Here is an 18,517-nt window from a genome sequence, read left to right as displayed (position 1 = left end):
CTGCTCCTACAATTCTATGCTCATGCCGTCGTAAGCCACTTCGACATTACGCCGCACCAGCTCGGCTCGCTCAGGGGAGTCTTCATCGAGGATCGGGTTGGTGTTGTTGATGTGGATAAGCACCTTGCGCTGCTCGGGCAACTGCTCCAGTACTTCGAGCATGCCGCCGGGGCCGTTCTGTGCCAAGTGGCCCATCTCGCGACCGGTGCGGGTGCCGACGCCACGGCGCTGCATTTCATCGTCGTCCCACATCGTGCCGTCCACCAGCAGGCAATCGCTGCCGGCCATGATCTCCAGCAGCGGCGCGTCGACCTTGCCCAGGCCCGGGGCGTAGAACAGTTTGCCGCCGGTGCGCAGGTCTTCGACGATCAGGCCGATGTTGTCGCCAGGGTGCGGGTCGAAGCGGTGCGGCGAGTAGGGCGGCGCGGCGCTGCGCAGTGGCAGCGGGGTGAAACGCAGGTTGGGGCAGGCGGGGATGGTGAAGCTGGCGTCCAGCTCAATGCGGTTCCAGGCCAGGCCGCCATTCCAGTGCGTGAGCATGGTGAACAGCGGGAAGCCGGTGCTCAAATCTTCGTGGACCATGTCGGTGCACCACACCTGGTGCGGGCAGCCTTCGCGCAGGCTCAACAGGCCAGTGGTGTGGTCGATCTGGCTGTCCATCAGGATGATCGCGCTGATGCCGGTATCGCGCAGGGCACGGCCGGGTTGCATCGGTGCAAAGCCTTGCAACTGCGCGCGGATATCCGGCGACGCGTTGCACAGCACCCAATTGACGCCATCGTCGGAGATCGCGATGGATGATTGAGTACGCGCCAGGGCCCGCAGGCTGCCGTCGCGAAAGCCTGCGCAGTTCACGCAGTTGCAGTTCCACTGCGGGAAGCCACCGCCGGCGGCGGAACCTAGAATCTGGACAAACATGATCGCTCCATCAGCAAAGCTCAAAACAAAAACGCCCCGGACGAGCCGAGGCGTTGTATTACTCAGCCAATCAACGGCTGGCGAAGTACATGGTGACTTCGAAACCAATACGCAGATCAGTGTAAGCAGGTTTGGACCAAGACATATTTATACTCCTACGAAGGGATGGGACGTTCAATACTCATACATATAGTCCACCTCCAACCGGAGATGTTCAGAGGTGTGCGTATGGATGTTACGCAATTCTTTTCAAGTTAGCGCTGTCTTGGTGGCAAAAGCCTTTTGCAGGGCCAGCAATGATCAGCCTGCCGCGTGCCAGGAACCCTTGATGGACGGGCCGTTGGCCACACAGCGCCAGCCGCCAGCAGCATCGTTGAGTTGCCGTGCGGCGTGCTGCAAATCCTCGCGTGTACGGGTTTGGATCAGTTGCTGAAGCGGCTCCAGATAACCCGACGAATGGTCGGCCAACTGCGCTTGCCAGAGCAGCTCGGCCGCTTGGGCGATGGGTAATGCCTGGGCAGTGAATTGCTGCGCCAGGGTCTGGTTGCCCAGGTCGGCACTGTTGGCGATCAACGCCGGCAGTTGCGCCAGGAAGGTCTGCAGGTGTTCGAAGATCCCAGCCAGGGAGACGCTTGGGGACTGCACGCCGAACAGCAGGCCGGTTTGCCCGTTGATCTGTCGGATGCCGCTGAATACGGCGTAGCCGACTTGCAGTTCAACCCGCAGGCGTTGGTAAAACGGCGCGTGGAGCAGATGCCCGAGCAGTCGCCATGCCGCTTCATCGGCCAGGGTTTGGGTTGGCGTTGGGCAAAACAGCAGCAACGCGGCTTCGCTGGAGTCGGTTTTCACTGTGTGCCAGAACCGCTGGCCGTCGAGGCTTTGGCGCGTGTATTCAAGGCTTGCCGGCTGGCCGGGCAATCGCACTGCTGCGGTTTTGATCGCCGCTTCACACGCGGCGGGCAAACCGATTCCCAGACCTTGCCAGCGCGCGGTGCTCCATGGCGCTGACGTCTCGCTGGCTCCCGAGCTGCCGACACAACAAGCAGGCAACGCCTTGAGCAATTCCCGAATCGCAATCATCGGCGTTGATGTGGAAGGCGACGGCAGTTCATCGGACCGGCTCAGGTTAAGCGCTAGCGCTTCGACCACGGCCGGCATCGGTTCGTGAAGGCCGACCATTTTCACCCGCCAGTCATTGGCGAGGGTCTCGAAAGACAATTCGATTCCAGCCTGGCGAGCATGCTCACGCAACGGCTGTAATGGGTTTTCCAGCCCGGCGGGCACGCCGCCATCAAACCGCCAATGCAGATACAGCGCGCCCTCATCCGTGTCATCCGCCAAGGCTTGGCTGAAGGTCAGCGCCGACACGTCTCGACGTCCCCGCGAGCGATCCTGGGCAAAGGTGCGCAAGCCACGGTGGGCGCTGGTCTGGCCGCGAATCAGGCCGGCGCGCTCTTCTTTGACCGGTGGGCGCAGGAATGGATTGTTGGGCGGCAATTGCCAAGCGTGCTGGGGAGGTGGCAGGTGCAGTGAGTCGAGCAGGCTCTTCAGGGCTGCGATGCCCGGCCCCGACAGATCTTCGCTGTCGTTGCGAGCCAGTGCCAGGGCGCCTTGGACCTGTTGCTGGCGAGCGTTCAGCAAGGCGAACTCTTCTCGCAACAGCGTCCAATCGCTCTGTGCGAAAAAGCTCAACCAGTCGTGCAACAACACTTTGGTCTGAGTAGCCGACTCGCCTTGAGTGACGAGGGTAAAGTCGATATCCAGCAGCGCTTGCCCGGCGAAGTGATACAGCACGGATGCTTGCAGTGCGCTCGCCAGCTTTCGCGCTTTCAGCTCCGCCAGCAAACCGCCGGGCGCCGAGGCGTTGAGCCAGGTGCAGAGAAAATCCAGTGCTTCGCGGGGTACGTCACAGGCAATGACGTGGTGCAAGTGATGATTGGCGGCGTGTTGATAGGCGTGTGCTGCGCCTTGCATCAGTGCGGGCGGTTCGGCCTGGGGGTGCAAAGGCCCCGAGGCTAATGCTTCGCTGAATTGCTGCGCCAAGGCTTGCAGTTCATCCAGCGGCTGCGGGCCTGCAAGGCTCAAGGTCATCTGCCCGCTTTGGTAAAAGTGCGCGTGGAATTCCCGCAGTGCTTGCTGAAATGCCTCACGCTCCACCGGCAAACTGTCGCGATTGCCCGCGTGAAAACCGCGCAGAGGATGATCAGCCGCCAAACCCTCCAGCAGCGCAACCTCCTGCTGCGCCTTGGCATCCTGGGACCAGGCGATAAACTCCGCGTGCACCACTTCGCGCTCACGCAACTGATCTTCAATCGCCAAGCACGGGTGGGCCAGCATGTCCGCCAGGCGCTCCAGCCCATCGGTAAAGGCCGCCACCGGCAGTTCAAAGAAGAAGTCGGTGGTGCGTTCGCTGGTGCTGGCGTTGACCTGCCCACCGCGGCGTTGCACGTAGGCCATCAAGCCTTCGCTTGTGGGAAAGCGCTCGGTGCCGAGAAACAACAAATGCTCAAGAAAATGCGCCAGCCCCGGCCAGGCCAAGGGCACGTCATGGCTGCCAGCGGCCACCCGTAAAACGGCAGCGCAACGCTTCAGGCGCGGCGCATGGCGCAGGGAAACCCGCAGGCCGTTGGCCAGGGTCAGGTGAAGGTGGTGAGGGTGGGCCGGCGCAGGCATGGGCACTTCCGAAACGTAGGATGTGGCCATGTTAACAAACCGCTGACAAACCGGCTGGGTCAGGGCTTATGCAGTGCGCCGTACAACTCCGGGCGACGGTCTTGCAGGTAGTGATTGGCGGCGCGTGCATCAAGGATCGACTGGCGATCCAGCTCCCCGACGATCAAGGCCTCATCCAACCCGGCCTGGGCGATGCGCTGGCCATTGGGCGCAGCAATGCTGCTTTGCCCGCAATAGTGAATCTCGCCTTCCTGCCCGCAGTAATTGGCGTAAGCCACATAACACTGGTTTTCAAAGGCCCGCGCACGCACGGTCACGTCGGCGACAAAGTCGAACGGCACCATATTGGCGGTGGGCACCAGGATCAACTCGGCGCCGGCCAGGGCGAGGCGCCGGGTATTTTCCGGAAACTCCAGGTCGTAGCAGATCAGGAAACCGAGCTTCCAGCCGTTCAATTCCACCAGCGGGAAAGCATCTTCCCCGGCACTGAACATCGAGTGGTCCAGATCGCCAAACAGGTGGGTCTTGCGGTAGTTGCAGAGGCGCTGGCCATGGGCGTCGATCAACTGCACGGCGTTGTAGATCTGGCCATCCTCGGCCCGCTCCGGGTAGCCGTACAGAATCGCCAGCCCGGCGCTTTTGGCAAGTGCAGCTATCGCCTGTGCCGAGGCGCCATCCTGTGCTTCAGCCAGCGCGCCAACGGCTTCGGCGCCGATGTTATAGCCGCTGAGAAACATCTCCGGCAGCACCAGCACATCGGCATCCGACGCCTCATGCGCGAGCTGGTGCAGGCGCTTGAGGTTACCGGCTACATCCAGCGGCAGCGGTGGGCATTGGTACAGGGCGACGCGCATGCTCAACTCCTTAATCGGCCAGGGCGATTGGGCCGATTTCGTCAAATACATCTCCCGGCCCTGGGTTCTGCGGATGCGTGCTGCCGCCGAAGTGGGTCATGATGCCCCACACCGCGTTCAGCGAGGTTTGTACCGCGCCTTCCACCCAGGCGGGTGTCCAGGAGACGTCGTCACCGGCGATAAAAATCCCACGTTGTTCGGCGGGCATGTCCTTCTGCATGAAGTGCGCATACATCCGCTGGTTGTAGCGATAGTGGCCGGGCAGCGCGCCTTTGAAAGCCCCAAGGAAATGCGGGTCGGCTTCCCAGGACACCGTGATCGGGTCGCCGATGATGCGCGCCTTGATATCGACTTTAGGGTAGATCTTCTTCAGCGCATCAAGGGCCAATTTCACGCGCTTGTCGATGGGCTGCGGCAGCATTTTCAGCGCGTCGCTCATCCACGAGTACGACAGGCAAATCACGCCCGGCTTGTCGTCACCGTTGTCGAACAGATAAGTGCCACGGGTCAGGCGATCGGTGAGGGTCATGCTCATCAAGTCGCGGCCGGTTTCCGGGTCTTTGTCTTTCCAGAACGGGCGGTCAACCATCACGAAGGTTTTCGACGACTGCATATAGCGGGTGCGATCCAGTGCCATCCACATTTTCTGCGAGAACAGGGTTTCGTCGCATTCGATCTGGGTGGTCAGTAGCCAGCTTTGGCAGGTGGTCAGCACGGCGGCGTATTCACGCGTGTCGCCATAGTTGTCGGTCACGGCAAAGCGGCCATCGGCGGCGTGGGCAATACGGCTCACACCGGCCCGTGGCGCACCGCGATGCAGCGAGCTGAGGCTGGTGCCGGCGGGCCAGTGCGCACAACGTTCCGGCACATGGCGCCAAATGCCCATGGGCACTTGCGCCACGCCGCCGACCACCAAGTGCTGGTGGTCGTCGCAGTTGGTCATCACCACGCGGAAAATTTCCAGCATCGAGTTAGGGAAGTCCGAGTCCCAGCCGCCGGTGCCGAAACCCACTTGGCCAAACACTTCGCGGTGCGCGAAAGACAGTTTGGCAAACGCCTTGGAGGTGGCGACGAAGTCATAGAACGTGCGGTCGTCCCACAGCGGCACCAGCTTGTTCCACAGCTCTTTTAGGCGTGGCACGTCGCGGTCGCGGATGGCTTGCTGGATATCACCGAACTGCGAGCCGGCTTCCAGCGCATCGGCCCAGGCGTCAGCGACTTCCTGGAACAGCACCGGCAAATCAGAGAGTTTTTGCGCGTAGTGGGTCTGGCCTTCGAGGTCGACCACGGTGCTGCCGGAGGCCGGCGTCAGCGGGTTGGGGAAGGGTTTGGTCTCCAGGCCCAACTTGTCCACATAGTGGTAGAACGCGGTGGACGACACCGGAAAACGCATGCCGCCCAACTCGGCGATGATGCCCTCGGCCCCTTCAAACGCCTGGGAGCGCAAACGGCCGCCCATCTTCGAGGCTTCGTACACCACGGGCTTCAGGCCCAGTTTCATCAGCTCATAAGCGGCCACAAGGCCCGCGATCCCTGCACCGACAATCGCCACTTCCGCGCCATGGTTGGCCGCCGGGATGCTGCCCAGGCCAGCCGGGTGTTCGATCCAGTCATCAAATGCAAACGGAAAGTCCGGGCCAAAGATGGTGATAGGCTTTTTACCGTCGGCGGGGTGGCGATGGGTCTTGCTGATGGTGCTGGACGGAATGCTCATGGCTAACCTTACTGACGACTCGGCGGGAGGTGGCCCGTTGAGTATAGGAAAAGATGGCAGCCAGTTTAGGCAGCGTAGCGTTCGTTATTAAGACTCAATGTGTCGTCGGATTGAGCTGTTTTTAGTCAGAGTGACGAGTCTGGTGGTCAGATTGGCTGTCCGCGATCCAATTTGTTACTGAGGATGATCGAAGTAGTGGTTTTCTCCACACCGTCGACACTGCCGATCTGGTCCAGCAATTGATCCAGTTGCTCCGGCGAATCCGTGCGCAGCCAGGCCACGTAATCGAACTCGCCACTCACCGCACACAACTGCTGCACCTGCGCCATGGCACTCAGCCTGCGCAGCACTTCCTTACCCGAGCGCGCTTGCACGGTGATCCCCACATAAGCCTGCAAACCGCCATCGACCACCCGCTGCCCGAGGCGCACGCCATAACCGGTAATCACCTGGGTTTTTTCCAGGCGCGCTAGGCGCGACGTCACCGTAGTGCGCGCAATACCCAACTGCCGGGCAAGCATGGCCACGCTTTCGCGGGCGTTGATCTGCAAGGCAGCGATCAGTTGACGATCGATTTCATCGAGGACGGGCAAGGGGAGGGCTCCAGTGCGGGCGGCAGTGGGTCGCCATGTTACAGGCTTGCGCCCTTCTGGAGCGGTGCGATCTGCGAGATTAAGGCGCCTTGCATACTTTCGCCGCGGCAGCATCGTTCGGGATAAACGAGTCCGGCGTGCCAGGCTGAGCACTACGTAGCCACGACGCCACGGCTGATCGTCGATTAGATTCCAACGATGGCCGGTGCCGGTATTGTCTTCAGCGACCAGCAGTTCACCGGGGTGCAGGGTGAACGTCTCGCCGCCTCGGGTAGCAAAGCAGTTGGGGACAATTAACAAATCTTTCATTGCAGAAAAGGGCGAGAGGGCCAGCGTTCCCCATTTCCAAACGCCAGACACACAAAAGCCGCGCAGTGCGCGGCTTTCTTGTTTGGTGGGCCCAGTAGGACTCGAACCTACGACCAAGGGATTATGAGTCCCCTGCTCTAACCAACTGAGCTATAGGCCCTCAGTAGGTCGCGGATTATAACGATGGTTTCCCCACTGTGCCATCCGAAAAGTCTGAAACCCTCATATGAAGAAAAGCCTCGGCAAAAAGCTCGGGCGGCAGGGGCAGGCTGACGATGTAGCCTTGCATCTGTTCACAGCCTTCGGCGGCGAGGAATGCTTGTTGCGCGGGGTTTTCCACGCCTTCGGCGATGATGGTGAATTGCATGCTGTGGCCTAGGGCGATGATGGCGCGCACGATGGCGGCGTCGTGGGGGTCGTCGGGCAGGCCGCGTACGAAGGATTGGTCGATCTTCAGGAAGTCCAGCGGCAGGCGCTTGAGGTAGCTGAGGGATGAATAGCCGGTGCCGAAGTCATCAATCGCCAGTTGCACGCCCAGGCGTTTGAGTTGGTGCAGTACTTCCAGTGCTTCTTCGGCCTGGCTCATGATGAAGTTTTCGGTGATTTCCAGTTGCAGGCAGCCGGGCTCCAGGCGGTAGTCGCGCAGGAGCTGTTCGATGCGTGCGAGCAGGCCGGGGTGGCGCAGTTGGGCGCCGGCAAGGTTGACCGACAGTGGGCCGAAGTCATCGAAGGCTTCTTTCCACTGGTGCATCTGACGGCATGCCTGTTCCAGTACCCAGTCACCGATCTGCAGGATCATGCCGTTCTCTTCGGCCAGGGCGATGAAGTGTTCAGGCGGCACATCACCAAAGGTCGGATGGTGCCAGCGAATCAGGGCTTCGGCGCCGATCAGTTCCTGGGTGATCAGGCTCAGCTTCGGCTGGTAGTACAAAAATAACTCTTCACGCTCGATGGCGCGGCGCAGTTCGTGTTCCAGGGCCACGCGTTCGTTGGCCTGGGCGGTGAGGTCTTGGGTGTAGCTTTCGACGCGGTTGCGGCCCTTGGCCTTGGAGCGGTACATCGCCGCGTCGGCGTTTTTGACCAGGGTGGCGACGTCGGTGCCGTCCTGTGGGTACAGGCTGGTGCCGATACTGGCGCTGATAAAGAACTCGTGCTCGCCGGCCTGGAACGGCGGGGTGAAGCAGGCGAGCAGTTTATTGGCCAGGTGCTCGGCATCGCTGGCGTGCTGCAGGCCGGGCAGCAGGATGATGAATTCGTCGCCGCCCAGGCGAGCCACGGTGTCGACGTCGCGCAGTTGGTCTTTGAGGCGCACGGCGATGTCTTTGAGCAGCAGGTCGCCGACGGGGTGGCCAAGGCTGTCATTGATGTGTTTGAAACGGTCCAGGTCGAGGAATAGCACCGCGCCTTGGTTGCCGCTTTCTTGCTGGCCATTAAGTGCCGCCTGCAGCCGGTTTTCGAACAGGGTGCGGTTAGGCAGGCCCGTCAGTGGATCATGATGCGCCTGGTAGTCGAGGCGCGCCTGGGCATGCTTGAGGCTGGAGATGTCGGCAAACACGGCAACAAAGTGGGTGATCAGTTGCTCGCGGTTGCGCACGGCACTGATGGTCAGCCAACTGGGGTACAACTCGCCGTTCTTGCGGCGGTTGGAGATCTCGCCCTGCCAATGCCCCTGGGCGGTCAGTTGGTGCCACATGGCCGCATAGAACGCGCTGTCATGCAGGCCGGAAGCGAGCAGGCGCGGCGTACTGCCGAGGGCTTCGGCTTCGCTGTAGCCGGTGATTTCGCTGAAGGCGCGGTTGACGGCGCTGATGTTCTGCCGGGTATCGGTGATCAATACGCCTTCGGCCGTACTTTCGAACACCGTCGCGGCCTGTTGCAGCTTTTCCTGCATGAATTGGCGTTCGGTGATGTCCCGGGCGATGGTCAGCATGCAATCTTCATCGCCGATGGGCAGTGGGCGGCTGGACACTTCACAGAGGCGAATCTGGCCGTCGTTGCGGCGTATGTGGCAGACGAAATCGCGGACAAGCCCGTCGCGCTGCATCAGTTCCAGCATGTGTTTGCGTTCGTTGAGGTCGACCCAGATGCCCAGGTCCAAGGTGGATTGGTCGAGCGACGTTGCGCTGGTGAACCCGGTTAGCCGGCTGAAACCGTCATTCACTTCAATCAGCAGCCCATCGCGCTGGCGGCTGAGCAGCAAGCCATCGGGTGAGGCGTGGAAGGCCTTGGCGAATTTCTCTTCGGAGGTTTGCAGTTGTTGCTGGGTTTCCTTGAGCGGGGTGATGTCACGCACCACCACCACCAAGGCTTCGGTGGTGTCGAGTTGGAATGGCTCTGCCGAGATCAACCCGGTAAAGGTTTGGCCGTTGCTGCGCCGAAAAGGCATTTCCAGGTTGCGGATGCTGGTGGTCTGCACCCGTTGCAGCAGGTCGGGACCGACGCCTTGAATGCCCCAGATATCTAGTTCGGTGGCGGTTTTGCCCACCACGTCTGCGGCGCTCAGGCCGATCTGGTCCTCAAACGCCTTGTTGACCTCCAGCAGGCAGCCATCGGACAAGCGCGCAATCACCAAGATGTCCGGGCATTGCTGGAACACCGAGGCAAATTTCTCCTCGGACAATTGCAAGGCTTCTTCGGTGCGCTTGGCTTCGCTGATATCGATCATCAGGCCGCGCAGTACTGGCTCATGCCCGTGCTCGATGAGGCTGACAATGTCGCGCACCCACAAGCAGCGGCCGTCGGCGGTGATTACCCGATAATCGACGCTGTGATCACGGTTGGCGCGGGTTTCCTGGTAGCAGTAGGCCTCGGCACGTGTCAGGTCAGCGGGGTGGATGATGTTGCGCCAGAAGCCCGGAATCAGCCAATGCGCACGCGGGTAGCCGAGCAAGTCTTCGGCATGGGGCGACACGTAGCTGTAGGTGAAATCGGTGATGCTGGCTTCCCAGGCGATGGCGGACAGGCTCTCTACCAGGCCGCGGTAGTGGTATTCGCTGCTGCGCAGTTCTTGCTCGAGGGCCACCCGGCGGGAGATTTCCGAGCTGAGCCGGCGGTTGATCCGAATCACAATGGCCAGCACGGTGCTCAGCAGCAGCACTGCCGGCAGGCCGTACATCAGCAGGTCGGACCAAAACGTGCGGTGATCGGTGATGCTGCCGACCCAGTGTTGCTGGATGGCGTCGGTTTCGCTGGGGCTGAGGTCGGCGAGGACCTTGTCGAGGATGCCCACCAGCATTTTCTCATCCCGCGGCACGCCCATTGCCAGCTGATAGCGGTAGGGCGTTTCGCCGCTGACGTATAAACCATCGAGCTTGAGCTGGCGCAGGCTCCAGACGCTGGACGCGAGGTCGCCGACCACAGCATCCACTTCGTCGGTGGCCAGGGCTTGCAGCGTCGAGCTGACGTTGGGCAAAGCCACCAGGTTGAGGTCGGGATGGTGGGTGCGCAGCAATTCGTGGGGGGCGTAGTTTTCCACTACGGCGATCTTCAGCCCGTAAAGGTCCTTGAGGTTGCGCGGTTTCGCGCCGCCTTCATGGGCGAGGATGACAATAGGGAAATCCAGGTACGGGCGCGTAAAGGCCAGGAAGCTCTGGCGCTCCGGCGTGGACATGATGCCGGGCAGCAGGTCGAGCTGGTTGTTTTTGGCCTGCTCAAGCACGGCGGTCCAGTTGACCGGCTCGATCAGCTTGATTCTGACGCCCAGGCGGTCCTGGATCAGGCGGATGTAATCAGCGGCCAAGCCCTGATAGCGGCCATTTTCATCACGGTATTCGAAGGGTGGCCATGAGGCGTCCACCCCAAGGCGCAGCTCCTGATGGTCCGACAGCCAGCCACGCTCTTCATCAGTAAGAGTCAACGCGCCAGCCGTTGCGGTCCAGGTCAGCAGCGACAGCAGTATCACGGTCGGCAGTCTGGGCATAACGGTCTCGTTATGGCACGGGGAATGTTTCGAGTGTAGACGGGCATTGCGGGGGAGGGGGGCGCGGCAGTTAATCTATAGAAAGTAATCGGCACAAAGCAAAACCCCCGGCCTGGGCCGGGGGTTCTGGTATCACTCGTCGAGGAAGGAGCGTAGATGCTCGCTTCGCGTCGGGTGGCGCAACTTGCGCAGCGCCTTGGCTTCGATCTGACGGATCCGCTCGCGGGTCACGTCAAACTGCTTACCGACTTCCTCAAGGGTGTGGTCGGTATTCATGTCGATGCCGAAACGCATGCGCAGTACCTTGGCTTCACGGGCAGTGAGGCCGGACAGTACGTCGCGAGTCGCTTCTTTCAAGCTCTCAACAGTGGCGACATCGATTGGCGACTGCATAGTCGAGTCTTCGATGAAGTCACCCAAGTGGGAGTCTTCGTCATCACCAATCGGCGTTTCCATGGAGATCGGCTCTTTAGCGATCTTCAATACCTTGCGGATTTTATCCTCAGGCATTTCCATGCGTTCGCCCAGCTCTTCCGGGGTCGGTTCGCGACCCATTTCCTGCAACATCTGCCGGGAAATACGGTTGAGCTTGTTGATGGTCTCGATCATGTGCACCGGAATACGGATGGTGCGGGCCTGGTCGGCGATCGAGCGAGTGATCGCCTGACGGATCCACCAGGTGGCATAAGTCGAGAACTTGTAGCCGCGACGGTATTCGAACTTGTCCACAGCCTTCATCAAGCCGATGTTGCCTTCCTGGATTAGATCGAGGAATTGCAGGCCACGGTTGGTGTACTTCTTGGCGATGGAGATCACCAGACGCAAGTTCGCTTCAACCATCTCTTTCTTCGCGCGGCGGGCCTTGGCCTCACCGATCGACATGCGACGGTTGATGTCCTTGATCTCGGCAATCGTCAGACCGGTTTCGGTCTGCAGCGCAGTCAGCTTCTGCTGGCAACGGATGATGTCGGGCTGCAGGCGACCAATGGCTTCGGCGTATTTTGCCTTGCCCTTGGCCAGTGCGTCGGTCCAGCTTTCGTCAACTTCGTTGCCCGGGAACTGGCGCAGGAAGTCAGTACGCGGCATGCGTGCATCACGTACACAGAGCTGCATGATTGCGCGCTCTTGGGCACGCAGACGCTCAAGGGCACTGCGAACACGCTCAACCAGGCCTTCGAATTGCTTCGGCACCAGCTTGATTGGCATGAACAGCTCAGCCAGGGCTACCAGCTCGGCGATTGCCAGCTTGTTGCCACGACCGTGCTTTTTCAGGGCCTTGCGGGTGATTTCCATTTGATCGGAAACCGCACCGAAACGCTGGGCAGCGACGATTGGGTCCGGGCCGCTTTCGACTTCATCTTCGTCGTCGGTGCTGGCTTCAGCCTCGTCGTCATCAGTGTCGTCGTCAGCTTTAACCGCCTTCGGGTCGACTGGCGGCGGTACTTCGGCGGCAGGCGGCGCAATGCCGTCGTCCGGGTCGATGTAACCGCTCAAGACGTCAGACAGGCGACCACCTTCGGTGGTGACGCGGGTGTACTCGGAGAGAATGTGGTCAACCGTGCCAGGGAAGTGCGCGATTGCGCCCATCACTTCACGGATGCCCTCTTCGATACGCTTGGCGATTTCAATTTCGCCTTCGCGTGTCAGCAACTCGACCGTACCCATTTCGCGCATATACATGCGCACAGGGTCCGTCGTGCGACCGATATCGGTCTCCACTGCTGCCAACGCTGCTGCTGCCTCTTCGGCCGCCGCTTCGTCGGTATCGGCGTCGGCCAGCATAAGGGAATCCTTATCTGGCGCAACCTCGAATACGTTGATCCCCATGTCATTAATCATGCGGATGATGTCTTCCACCTGCTCTGGATCTGAAATATCCTCAGGCAGGTGGTCGTTGACCTCCGCGTAAGTCAGGTAACCCTGCTCACGACCGAGTGTGATCAACTCTTTGATACGAGACTGCTGTTGCGCTTTTCCGGACATAACACCCTATCCACTGAAGGTCTTGGCGGGCAAAAAACAAGCCGAGGATTATACCCGAGCTATGACCTCACGCGCCAGCTGAGGTCGGGTTTGATGCGGAAACATTCTGTTTTAAGAGGTCGCGCATCTGTTTTGCTATCTGAATTTGCTCTTCAGCCGACAATCCCGGCTGTCTTGCTCTTTTGATGAGTTCGTCGAGGGTCTGCGTATGCTGACCCGCGGATAACCTAGTAATGGTGTCTAAAAACTGTTGTTCAAGGTTATCGCCGTCAATTAGCCACTCCTTTTCTGCGAGTGCTCTCAAGAGGCGGCCTTGTTCGGTGCCATGCCAACGAGCCATCAGCTGAATTGAGTTTAGCTTAGGATTTTTCTGTACCGCCCCGATCAAGGCGATCAGTACCTGCGCATAGGTGTTGCTTTCGTTGGCAAAATGATCAGCGCTCTCGACCTTCTTGGCCAATTGCGGGTGGTGGATAAGCGTGCGCAACGCAATAAGCGTCGGTGCTTCCACCGCCACTGGCGTACGTGGCGCGTAGGCTTCATCGCGGTCGCCGCGTTTGCCGTTCTTGCTCCAGGGTTTCTTATCCCATTTCTTGCCGCCGGCGCCGGGTTTCTTCGGTGTCCACTCCTGCTGGGGCGTGAACGCATCCTGCGGTTGGTGGAAGTCTGAATAGTCCGGCATGGCGTCGTAATCCATGCCTGGGTCGTACGCCGGTGGCGCATTTTGTGGTGCGTTGTGCACCAGCTGGCTGACGGCTTCACCGCTCAAACCGGTGATTTCCAGCAGGCGCATGCGCATCAGTGATTTCAGGTTGGCGCCCGGCACTTTGTCGATCAGCGGTGCTGCGAGGGTAGCCATGTGGGCCTTGCCTTCGAGCGAGCGCGGGTCGGCTTCTTCGGTCAATTGCTGGAAGAAATAGTCCGCCAGCGGTTGCGCGTGTTGATTGATGCGCGCACGGAACGCGTCGGTACCTTCGGAGCGCACCAGGGTGTCCGGGTCTTCGCCTTCGGGTAGGAACAGGAAGCGCGCACGGCGGCCATCCTGCAGGCTCGACAGCGTGGCTTCGAGTGCGCGCCAGGCGGCGTTGCGGCCGGCCTGGTCACCGTCGAAACAGAACAGTACGTTGGGCACCACGCGAAACAGGCGTTTCATGTGTTCTTCGCTGGTGGCGGTGCCCAGGGTGGCCACGGCGTTACGCAGGCCTTGCTGGGCGAGCGCGATCACGTCCATATAGCCTTCAACCACGATGATTTCATCGAGGTTGCGGTTGTTTTTGCGCGCTTCGAACAGCCCGTAGAGCTCCTGGCCCTTATGAAACACCGGGGTTTCCGGGGAGTTCAGGTACTTGGGCTTGTCGTCGCCGAGTACGCGGCCACCGAACGCGATGATCCGGCCACGGCTGTCGCGGATCGGGAACATCACGCGGTCGCGGAAACGGTCATAGCGCTTGCCGGTCTCGGCGTTTTCCACCAGCAGGCCAGCGTCGATCATGGCTTTTTGCTGCAGGGTGTCGCTGCTCAGGTGCTTGTACAGGTTGTCCCAGCCGGGCGGCGCGAAACCCAGGCCGAAGTCCCGGGCGATTTCACCGGTGAGGCCGCGACCCTTGAGGTACTCAACGGCGGCCTTGCGCTGCGGATGGCTTTTAAGTGCCTGACGGTAGAAGTCGGCAGCGGCCGTCAGCAGCGGGTACAGCGGCGAGTCGGTGGGTTGGCGCGGCTTGTGCGGGCGGCCACTTTCTTCGCGAGGTATTTCCATGCCCGCGGCTTTCGCCAGTTCCTCGACGGCCTGGGGGAAGTCCAGGTTGTCGTGGTCCATGATGAAGCCGAGGGCATTGCCGCCCGCGCCGCAGCCGAAGCAGTAGTAGAACTGCTTGTCGGGGCTGACGCTGAACGAGGGGGTTTTTTCTTTGTGGAACGGGCAGCAGGCGGTGTAGTTCTTGCCAGCCTTCTTCATTTGCACGCGAGAGCTGACAACATCGACGATGTCGGTGCGGTTCAGAAGGTCGTCAATAAAGCTCTGGGGAATTAGCCCGGCCATGGCGTTCTCGTCATCACTGCGTGTCAATGAGGCCCGCGAAGTGCTCAGGCGCGCATTATGCGGCTCGATCAGCTTTCGTCTGGTTGGGCTGTCAGGGAGTGTATCTGCCGAACATTCACTGACGTTAATTTCTATCAGTGTTCGGCTTTGAAATGTTGCCCTGGCGTCCGGTGTTGGCCAATAAAGGGCCTCGGAAACGCATCGTTGGGCACAGCCGACACAGTTGATCGTCTGCTTAAAAGAATGAGTGTGCTCGTCAGTAGCCTTGTTAGGCTCGTCAGAAGAGACGCGCACCGCTGGCAAAAGAGCCAGTCCTGACGTTTGAAGCAGTGTCTCGGTCGCATGTGCGGCGTCGACGATGAAGCATCAAGCGATATCCGCAAATGCCAATAGCCCGGCTGAGGGCCGGGCTTGGCAGAAGCTTGCTACGTAAGTCTGTGTATTAGTACAGACGAACGGCGCGGCGCTGCTCGCGCTGAACTTTCTTCGCGTGACGCTTAACAGCGGCTGCTGCTTTACGCTTACGCTCAGAAGTTGGCTTCTCATAAAATTCGCGGCTACGAACTTCAGCCAGAACACCGGCTTTTTCGCAGGAGCGCTTGAAACGACGCAGAGCTACGTCGAAGGGTTCGTTCTCTTTTACTTTGACGGCTGGCATCCAGAGCTACCTTCTTTCATTACCGGGAATCAACGTTCTCATCGCAAAAAATTCGCGGCTGAGGTCGTCGGTTTTTAAGGGTTGCGGATGTTAACCCCTCATTGCCCGGAATGCAAAGCCTCTGATCGAAAACCGCTAGTCGGGAGGGGGAGTGGCGACTATTATGCGCGCCTTCGAATTCAGCCTCTACAAGGCGCAAACCCATGCTAGTACTGGGACTTGAAACCTCCTGCGACGAAACCGGTGTCGCACTTTACGACAGTGAACGCGGGCTTTTGGCCGATGCACTGTTCAGCCAGATCGACCTGCACCGCGCCTATGGCGGCGTGGTGCCGGAGCTCGCCAGCCGTGATCACGTCAAACGCATGCTGCCGTTGATTCGCCAGGTGCTGGACGAGGCTGGCTGCGTGCCGACCGAGATTGACGCGATTGCCTACACCGCCGGCCCCGGATTGGTCGGAGCCCTGCTGGTTGGGGCCTCTTGCGCCCAGGCGCTGGCGTTTGCCTGGGGCATTCCGGCCCTCGGCGTGCACCATATGGAAGGCCATTTACTGGCGCCTATGTTGGAAAAAACACCGCCGCAGTTCCCGTTCGTCGCTTTGTTGGTGTCGGGTGGGCATACGCAGCTGGTTCAGGTCGATGGGATCGGCCAATACACACTGTTGGGCGAGTCTTTGGACGATGCCGCCGGTGAAGCGTTCGACAAAACCGCGAAGATGATGGGCCTCAATTATCCCGGCGGCCCGGAAATCGCGCGCCTTGCCGAAAAAGGCGTCCCAGGCCGCTACACCTTCCCGCGCCCAATGTGTGATCGCCCGGGCCTGATGTTCAGCTTCAGTGGTTTGAAAACGTCTGCGCTGAACACTTGGCAGCAGAGCGTCAGCGCCGGGGACGACAGTCAGCAAGCCCGTTGCGACATCGCACTGGCGTTCCAGCAGGCCGTGGTGGAGACTTTGACCATCAAGTGCAAGCGCGCCCTGAAACAGGCGGGCATGAAGCGCCTGGTGATCGCAGGCGGCGTCAGCGCTAACAAAGCCTTGCGCACCTCGCTGGAAAAAATGCTCGGCGACATGCAGGGCGATGTGTTCTATGCGCGCCCTGAGTTTTGCACCGACAACGGCGCGATGATCGCCTATGCCGGTTGCCAGCGCCTGCAGGCCGGGCAGCATGAAAGCCTGGCGATCAGCGTGCAGGCGCGCTGGCCGATGGAGCAACTGTCGCCGCTGTAGGCCGTTGTATGGCCGCGACGTGAGCCGGGCTCATCGAACGTATTTAAAAATGCCGTTCGCGCCCGGCAAACAGGTCGCGTAAATTGCCGCGGTGGCGCCAGACGATCAGCAGGGTCAACACGCTCATCGGCAACAGCGCTGCCGGCGCTTGCCAGGCCAGCAAGGGCAGGGTGAGCGGCGTGGCGATCAATGCGGCCAGCGAGCTGGTGCGGGTCAGGTAGAACGTCAGCAGCCAGGCAAGCACGGCCAGTAACGCCGCTGGAGGGTAAATCCCCAGCAACATGCCGGCCGCCGTGGCGACACCCTTGCCACCGCGAAAGCGGAAGTACAGCGGAAACAGATGGCCGAGGACGGCGCACACGCCTACCCAGGCCTGCTGTTGCAGGGTGAGGCCGGCGAGGCTGGCGATGAGTACGGGCAACAGGCCCTTGCAGATGTCGCCCAGCAGCGTCAGTACGGCGAGTTTTTTGCCGGCCAGGCGCAACATGTTGGTGGCACCGGCATTGCCTGAGCCACTCATTCGCGGATCGGGATTTCCCGTCAGGCGGCTGAGCAAAATGGCGAAGGACAGCGAGCCGAGCAGGTAGGCGAGAATCGCCAGTGACCAAAACATGCTAACTATTCCGGGCGAGGACGCCCTGATTCTAACGGGGCATCGCGCCCTTGTCGTGCTGCGGAGAAGAGCTTGGACAGAGTGTTTATCGAAGGCCTGGAAGTCGACACCGTGATCGGGGCCTACGACTGGGAGCGCGGCATCAAGCAATGCCTGCGCCTGGACCTGAGTTTTGCCTGGGACAATCGCCCGGCCGCGGCCGGTGACGACCTGACCCTGGCGCTCGATTACGCCAGCGTGTCCGCGCGTATCCAGGCCTTTGCCGAGCAGTCCCAGTACCAACTGGTGGAAACCTTTGCCGAGCGTCTGGCCGAAGTGCTGATGAGCGAATTCCAGATTCCTTGGCTGCACCTCAAATTGACCAAGCCAGGCGCCGTGCCGGCAGCCAAAGGCGTGGGCGTGGAGATCGAGCGCGGATGTCGCTAACTCAGGTTTACCTTGGCCTTGGCAGCAATATCGAGCGCGAGCCGCACCTGCGCGCGGGCCTGGACGCGCTGGCGAGCTTCTTGACCGACGTGCGCTGCTCGCCCGTGTTCGAAAGCCAGCCGGTGGGGATCAAGAGTGGGCCGTTTTTCAATCTGGTGGTGTCGGCCTATACCGACTTGCCGTTGATGGAACTCGATCGCCGGTTGAAATTTATCGAGGCCGACAATGGCCGCTATGCGCCCGACCGCAAAGGGCTGCCGCTGGATATCGACGTATTGCTGTATGGCGAGCTGGTGGGGAATTTCGACGGATTGATCCTGCCGCGCGCAGAAATCCTGAAAAACGCCTTCGTGCTGTGGCCGCTGTCGTTGATGGCACCGGATCGCGAGCACCCCGAAGCGGGCAAGACATTGGCCCAGCTGTGGCGCGATGCGCAGATCGATCAAGTGCTGGCGCCTGTCGGCTTCGAGTGGCAGGGCCAGCAACTCACCCCGGCGGATCTCCTATAGCCGCCGATACTCTTGGCTTGACCGATTCAAGTGTGGGAGCGGCGGTGCGACGATTCGACTTGCCCGCGATGACGTCGGCCC

14 protein-coding genes and 1 tRNA gene are annotated in these 18,517 nt (G+C 60.5%); 3 read left to right on the top strand and 12 right to left on the bottom strand.

Annotation, left to right across the window (positions count from 1 at the left end):
* Positions 1 to 6 precede the first annotated feature (6 nt).
* The 11 genes from pqqB to rpsU all read right to left on the bottom strand — a co-directional run bounded on the left by pqqB (position 7) and on the right by rpsU (position 15,659).
* Positions 7 to 918: a pyrroloquinoline quinone biosynthesis protein PqqB gene (pqqB, locus tag ACI77I_RS00075; protein ID WP_083356453.1), complete on the bottom strand. Its 912-nt coding sequence runs from the start codon at positions 916 to 918 to the stop codon at positions 7 to 9.
* 70 nt (positions 919 to 988) lie between these two features.
* Complete coding sequence (gene pqqA, locus ACI77I_RS00070; protein WP_009045898.1) at positions 989 to 1,063, bottom strand: pyrroloquinoline quinone precursor peptide PqqA; 75 nt, start codon at positions 1,061 to 1,063, stop codon at positions 989 to 991.
* 155 nt (positions 1,064 to 1,218) lie between these two features.
* Entirely contained in the window at positions 1,219 to 3,591 is a 2,373-nt protein-coding gene (pqqF, locus tag ACI77I_RS00065) for a pyrroloquinoline quinone biosynthesis protein PqqF (RefSeq protein ID WP_406996928.1), read from the bottom strand.
* A gap of 59 nt (positions 3,592 to 3,650) precedes the next feature.
* Positions 3,651 to 4,445, bottom strand: a complete 795-nt coding sequence (locus tag ACI77I_RS00060; RefSeq protein ID WP_242153034.1) for a carbon-nitrogen hydrolase family protein — start codon at positions 4,443 to 4,445, stop codon at positions 3,651 to 3,653.
* Positions 4,446 to 4,455: 10 nt separating this feature from the next.
* Entirely contained in the window at positions 4,456 to 6,138 is a 1,683-nt protein-coding gene (locus ACI77I_RS00055) for an NAD(P)/FAD-dependent oxidoreductase (RefSeq protein ID WP_242156135.1), read from the bottom strand.
* A 167-nt stretch (positions 6,139 to 6,305) separates the two neighbouring features.
* Complete coding sequence (locus ACI77I_RS00050) at positions 6,306 to 6,752, bottom strand: Lrp/AsnC family transcriptional regulator (RefSeq protein ID WP_078734923.1); 447 nt, start codon at positions 6,750 to 6,752, stop codon at positions 6,306 to 6,308.
* 392 nt (positions 6,753 to 7,144) lie between these two features.
* A tRNA-Ile gene (locus ACI77I_RS00045) sits at positions 7,145 to 7,221 on the bottom strand.
* Positions 7,222 to 7,236: 15 nt separating this feature from the next.
* Positions 7,237 to 10,980, bottom strand: a complete 3,744-nt coding sequence (locus ACI77I_RS00040; protein WP_406996750.1) for an EAL domain-containing protein — start codon at positions 10,978 to 10,980, stop codon at positions 7,237 to 7,239.
* A 132-nt stretch (positions 10,981 to 11,112) separates the two neighbouring features.
* Positions 11,113 to 12,963 carry an RNA polymerase sigma factor RpoD gene (gene rpoD / locus ACI77I_RS00035; RefSeq protein ID WP_242153024.1) on the bottom strand — a complete coding sequence of 617 codons (1,851 nt, stop codon included), beginning with the start codon at positions 12,961 to 12,963 and terminating at the stop codon, positions 11,113 to 11,115.
* A gap of 67 nt (positions 12,964 to 13,030) precedes the next feature.
* Positions 13,031 to 15,001 carry a DNA primase gene (gene dnaG / locus ACI77I_RS00030; RefSeq protein ID WP_094951991.1) on the bottom strand — a complete coding sequence of 657 codons (1,971 nt, stop codon included), beginning with the start codon at positions 14,999 to 15,001 and terminating at the stop codon, positions 13,031 to 13,033.
* 442 nt (positions 15,002 to 15,443) lie between these two features.
* Positions 15,444 to 15,659 carry a 30S ribosomal protein S21 gene (gene rpsU / locus ACI77I_RS00025; RefSeq protein ID WP_002551877.1) on the bottom strand — a complete coding sequence of 72 codons (216 nt, stop codon included), beginning with the start codon at positions 15,657 to 15,659 and terminating at the stop codon, positions 15,444 to 15,446.
* A gap of 203 nt (positions 15,660 to 15,862) precedes the next feature.
* On the opposite strand from rpsU, the gene tsaD reads away from it, so the two are divergent.
* Positions 15,863 to 16,888 (top strand): tRNA (adenosine(37)-N6)-threonylcarbamoyltransferase complex transferase subunit TsaD, encoded by a 1,026-nt coding sequence (gene tsaD, locus ACI77I_RS00020; protein WP_406996749.1) that lies wholly within the window; start codon positions 15,863 to 15,865, stop codon positions 16,886 to 16,888.
* A gap of 43 nt (positions 16,889 to 16,931) precedes the next feature.
* Here tsaD and plsY read toward each other — a convergent pair whose 3' ends face one another.
* Positions 16,932 to 17,501 carry a glycerol-3-phosphate 1-O-acyltransferase PlsY gene (gene plsY, locus ACI77I_RS00015; RefSeq protein WP_094951989.1) on the bottom strand — a complete coding sequence of 190 codons (570 nt, stop codon included), beginning with the start codon at positions 17,499 to 17,501 and terminating at the stop codon, positions 16,932 to 16,934.
* Positions 17,502 to 17,573: 72 nt separating this feature from the next.
* Here plsY and folB point away from each other — a divergent pair, with 72 nt between their 5' ends.
* Both folB and folK read left to right on the top strand, forming a co-directional pair.
* Positions 17,574 to 17,927, top strand: a complete 354-nt coding sequence (folB, locus tag ACI77I_RS00010; RefSeq protein ID WP_026140135.1) for a dihydroneopterin aldolase — start codon at positions 17,574 to 17,576, stop codon at positions 17,925 to 17,927.
* The gene (folK, locus tag ACI77I_RS00005) at positions 17,918 to 18,436 is read left to right on the top strand and encodes a 2-amino-4-hydroxy-6-hydroxymethyldihydropteridine diphosphokinase (protein WP_263274078.1); all 519 of its coding nucleotides are present in this window, start codon (positions 17,918 to 17,920) and stop codon (positions 18,434 to 18,436) included. Before folB ends, folK begins: the two co-directional genes overlap by 10 nt.
* Positions 18,437 to 18,517: the final 81 nt, after the last annotated feature.

The organism is Pseudomonas sp. D47, assembly GCF_045447305.1.
GTDB lineage: Bacteria > Pseudomonadota > Gammaproteobacteria > Pseudomonadales > Pseudomonadaceae > Aquipseudomonas.
This window is presented reverse-complemented; position numbering and strand designations above follow the sequence as displayed.

Bases quoted from the DNA above. Each gene is read 5' to 3' on its own strand.
- pqqB (WP_083356453.1), bottom strand. From the start codon at position 918: ATGTTTGTCCAGATTCTAGGTTCCGCCGCCGGCGGTGGCTTCCCGCAG.
- pqqF (WP_406996928.1), bottom strand. From the start codon at position 3,591: ATGCCTGCGCCGGCCCACCCTCACCACCTTCACCTGACCCTGGCCAAC.
- ACI77I_RS00060 (WP_242153034.1), bottom strand. From the start codon at position 4,445: ATGCGCGTCGCCCTGTACCAATGCCCACCGCTGCCGCTGGATGTAGCC.
- ACI77I_RS00040 (WP_406996750.1), bottom strand. From the start codon at position 10,980: ATGCCCAGACTGCCGACCGTGATACTGCTGTCGCTGCTGACCTGGACC.
- rpoD (WP_242153024.1), bottom strand. From the start codon at position 12,963: ATGTCCGGAAAAGCGCAACAGCAGTCTCGTATCAAAGAGTTGATCACA.
- dnaG (WP_094951991.1), bottom strand. From the start codon at position 15,001: ATGGCCGGGCTAATTCCCCAGAGCTTTATTGACGACCTTCTGAACCGC.
- rpsU (WP_002551877.1), bottom strand. From the start codon at position 15,659: ATGCCAGCCGTCAAAGTAAAAGAGAACGAACCCTTCGACGTAGCTCTG.
- tsaD (WP_406996749.1), top strand. From the start codon at position 15,863: ATGCTAGTACTGGGACTTGAAACCTCCTGCGACGAAACCGGTGTCGCA.
- plsY (WP_094951989.1), bottom strand. From the start codon at position 17,501: ATGTTTTGGTCACTGGCGATTCTCGCCTACCTGCTCGGCTCGCTGTCC.
- folK (WP_263274078.1), top strand. From the start codon at position 17,918: ATGTCGCTAACTCAGGTTTACCTTGGCCTTGGCAGCAATATCGAGCGC.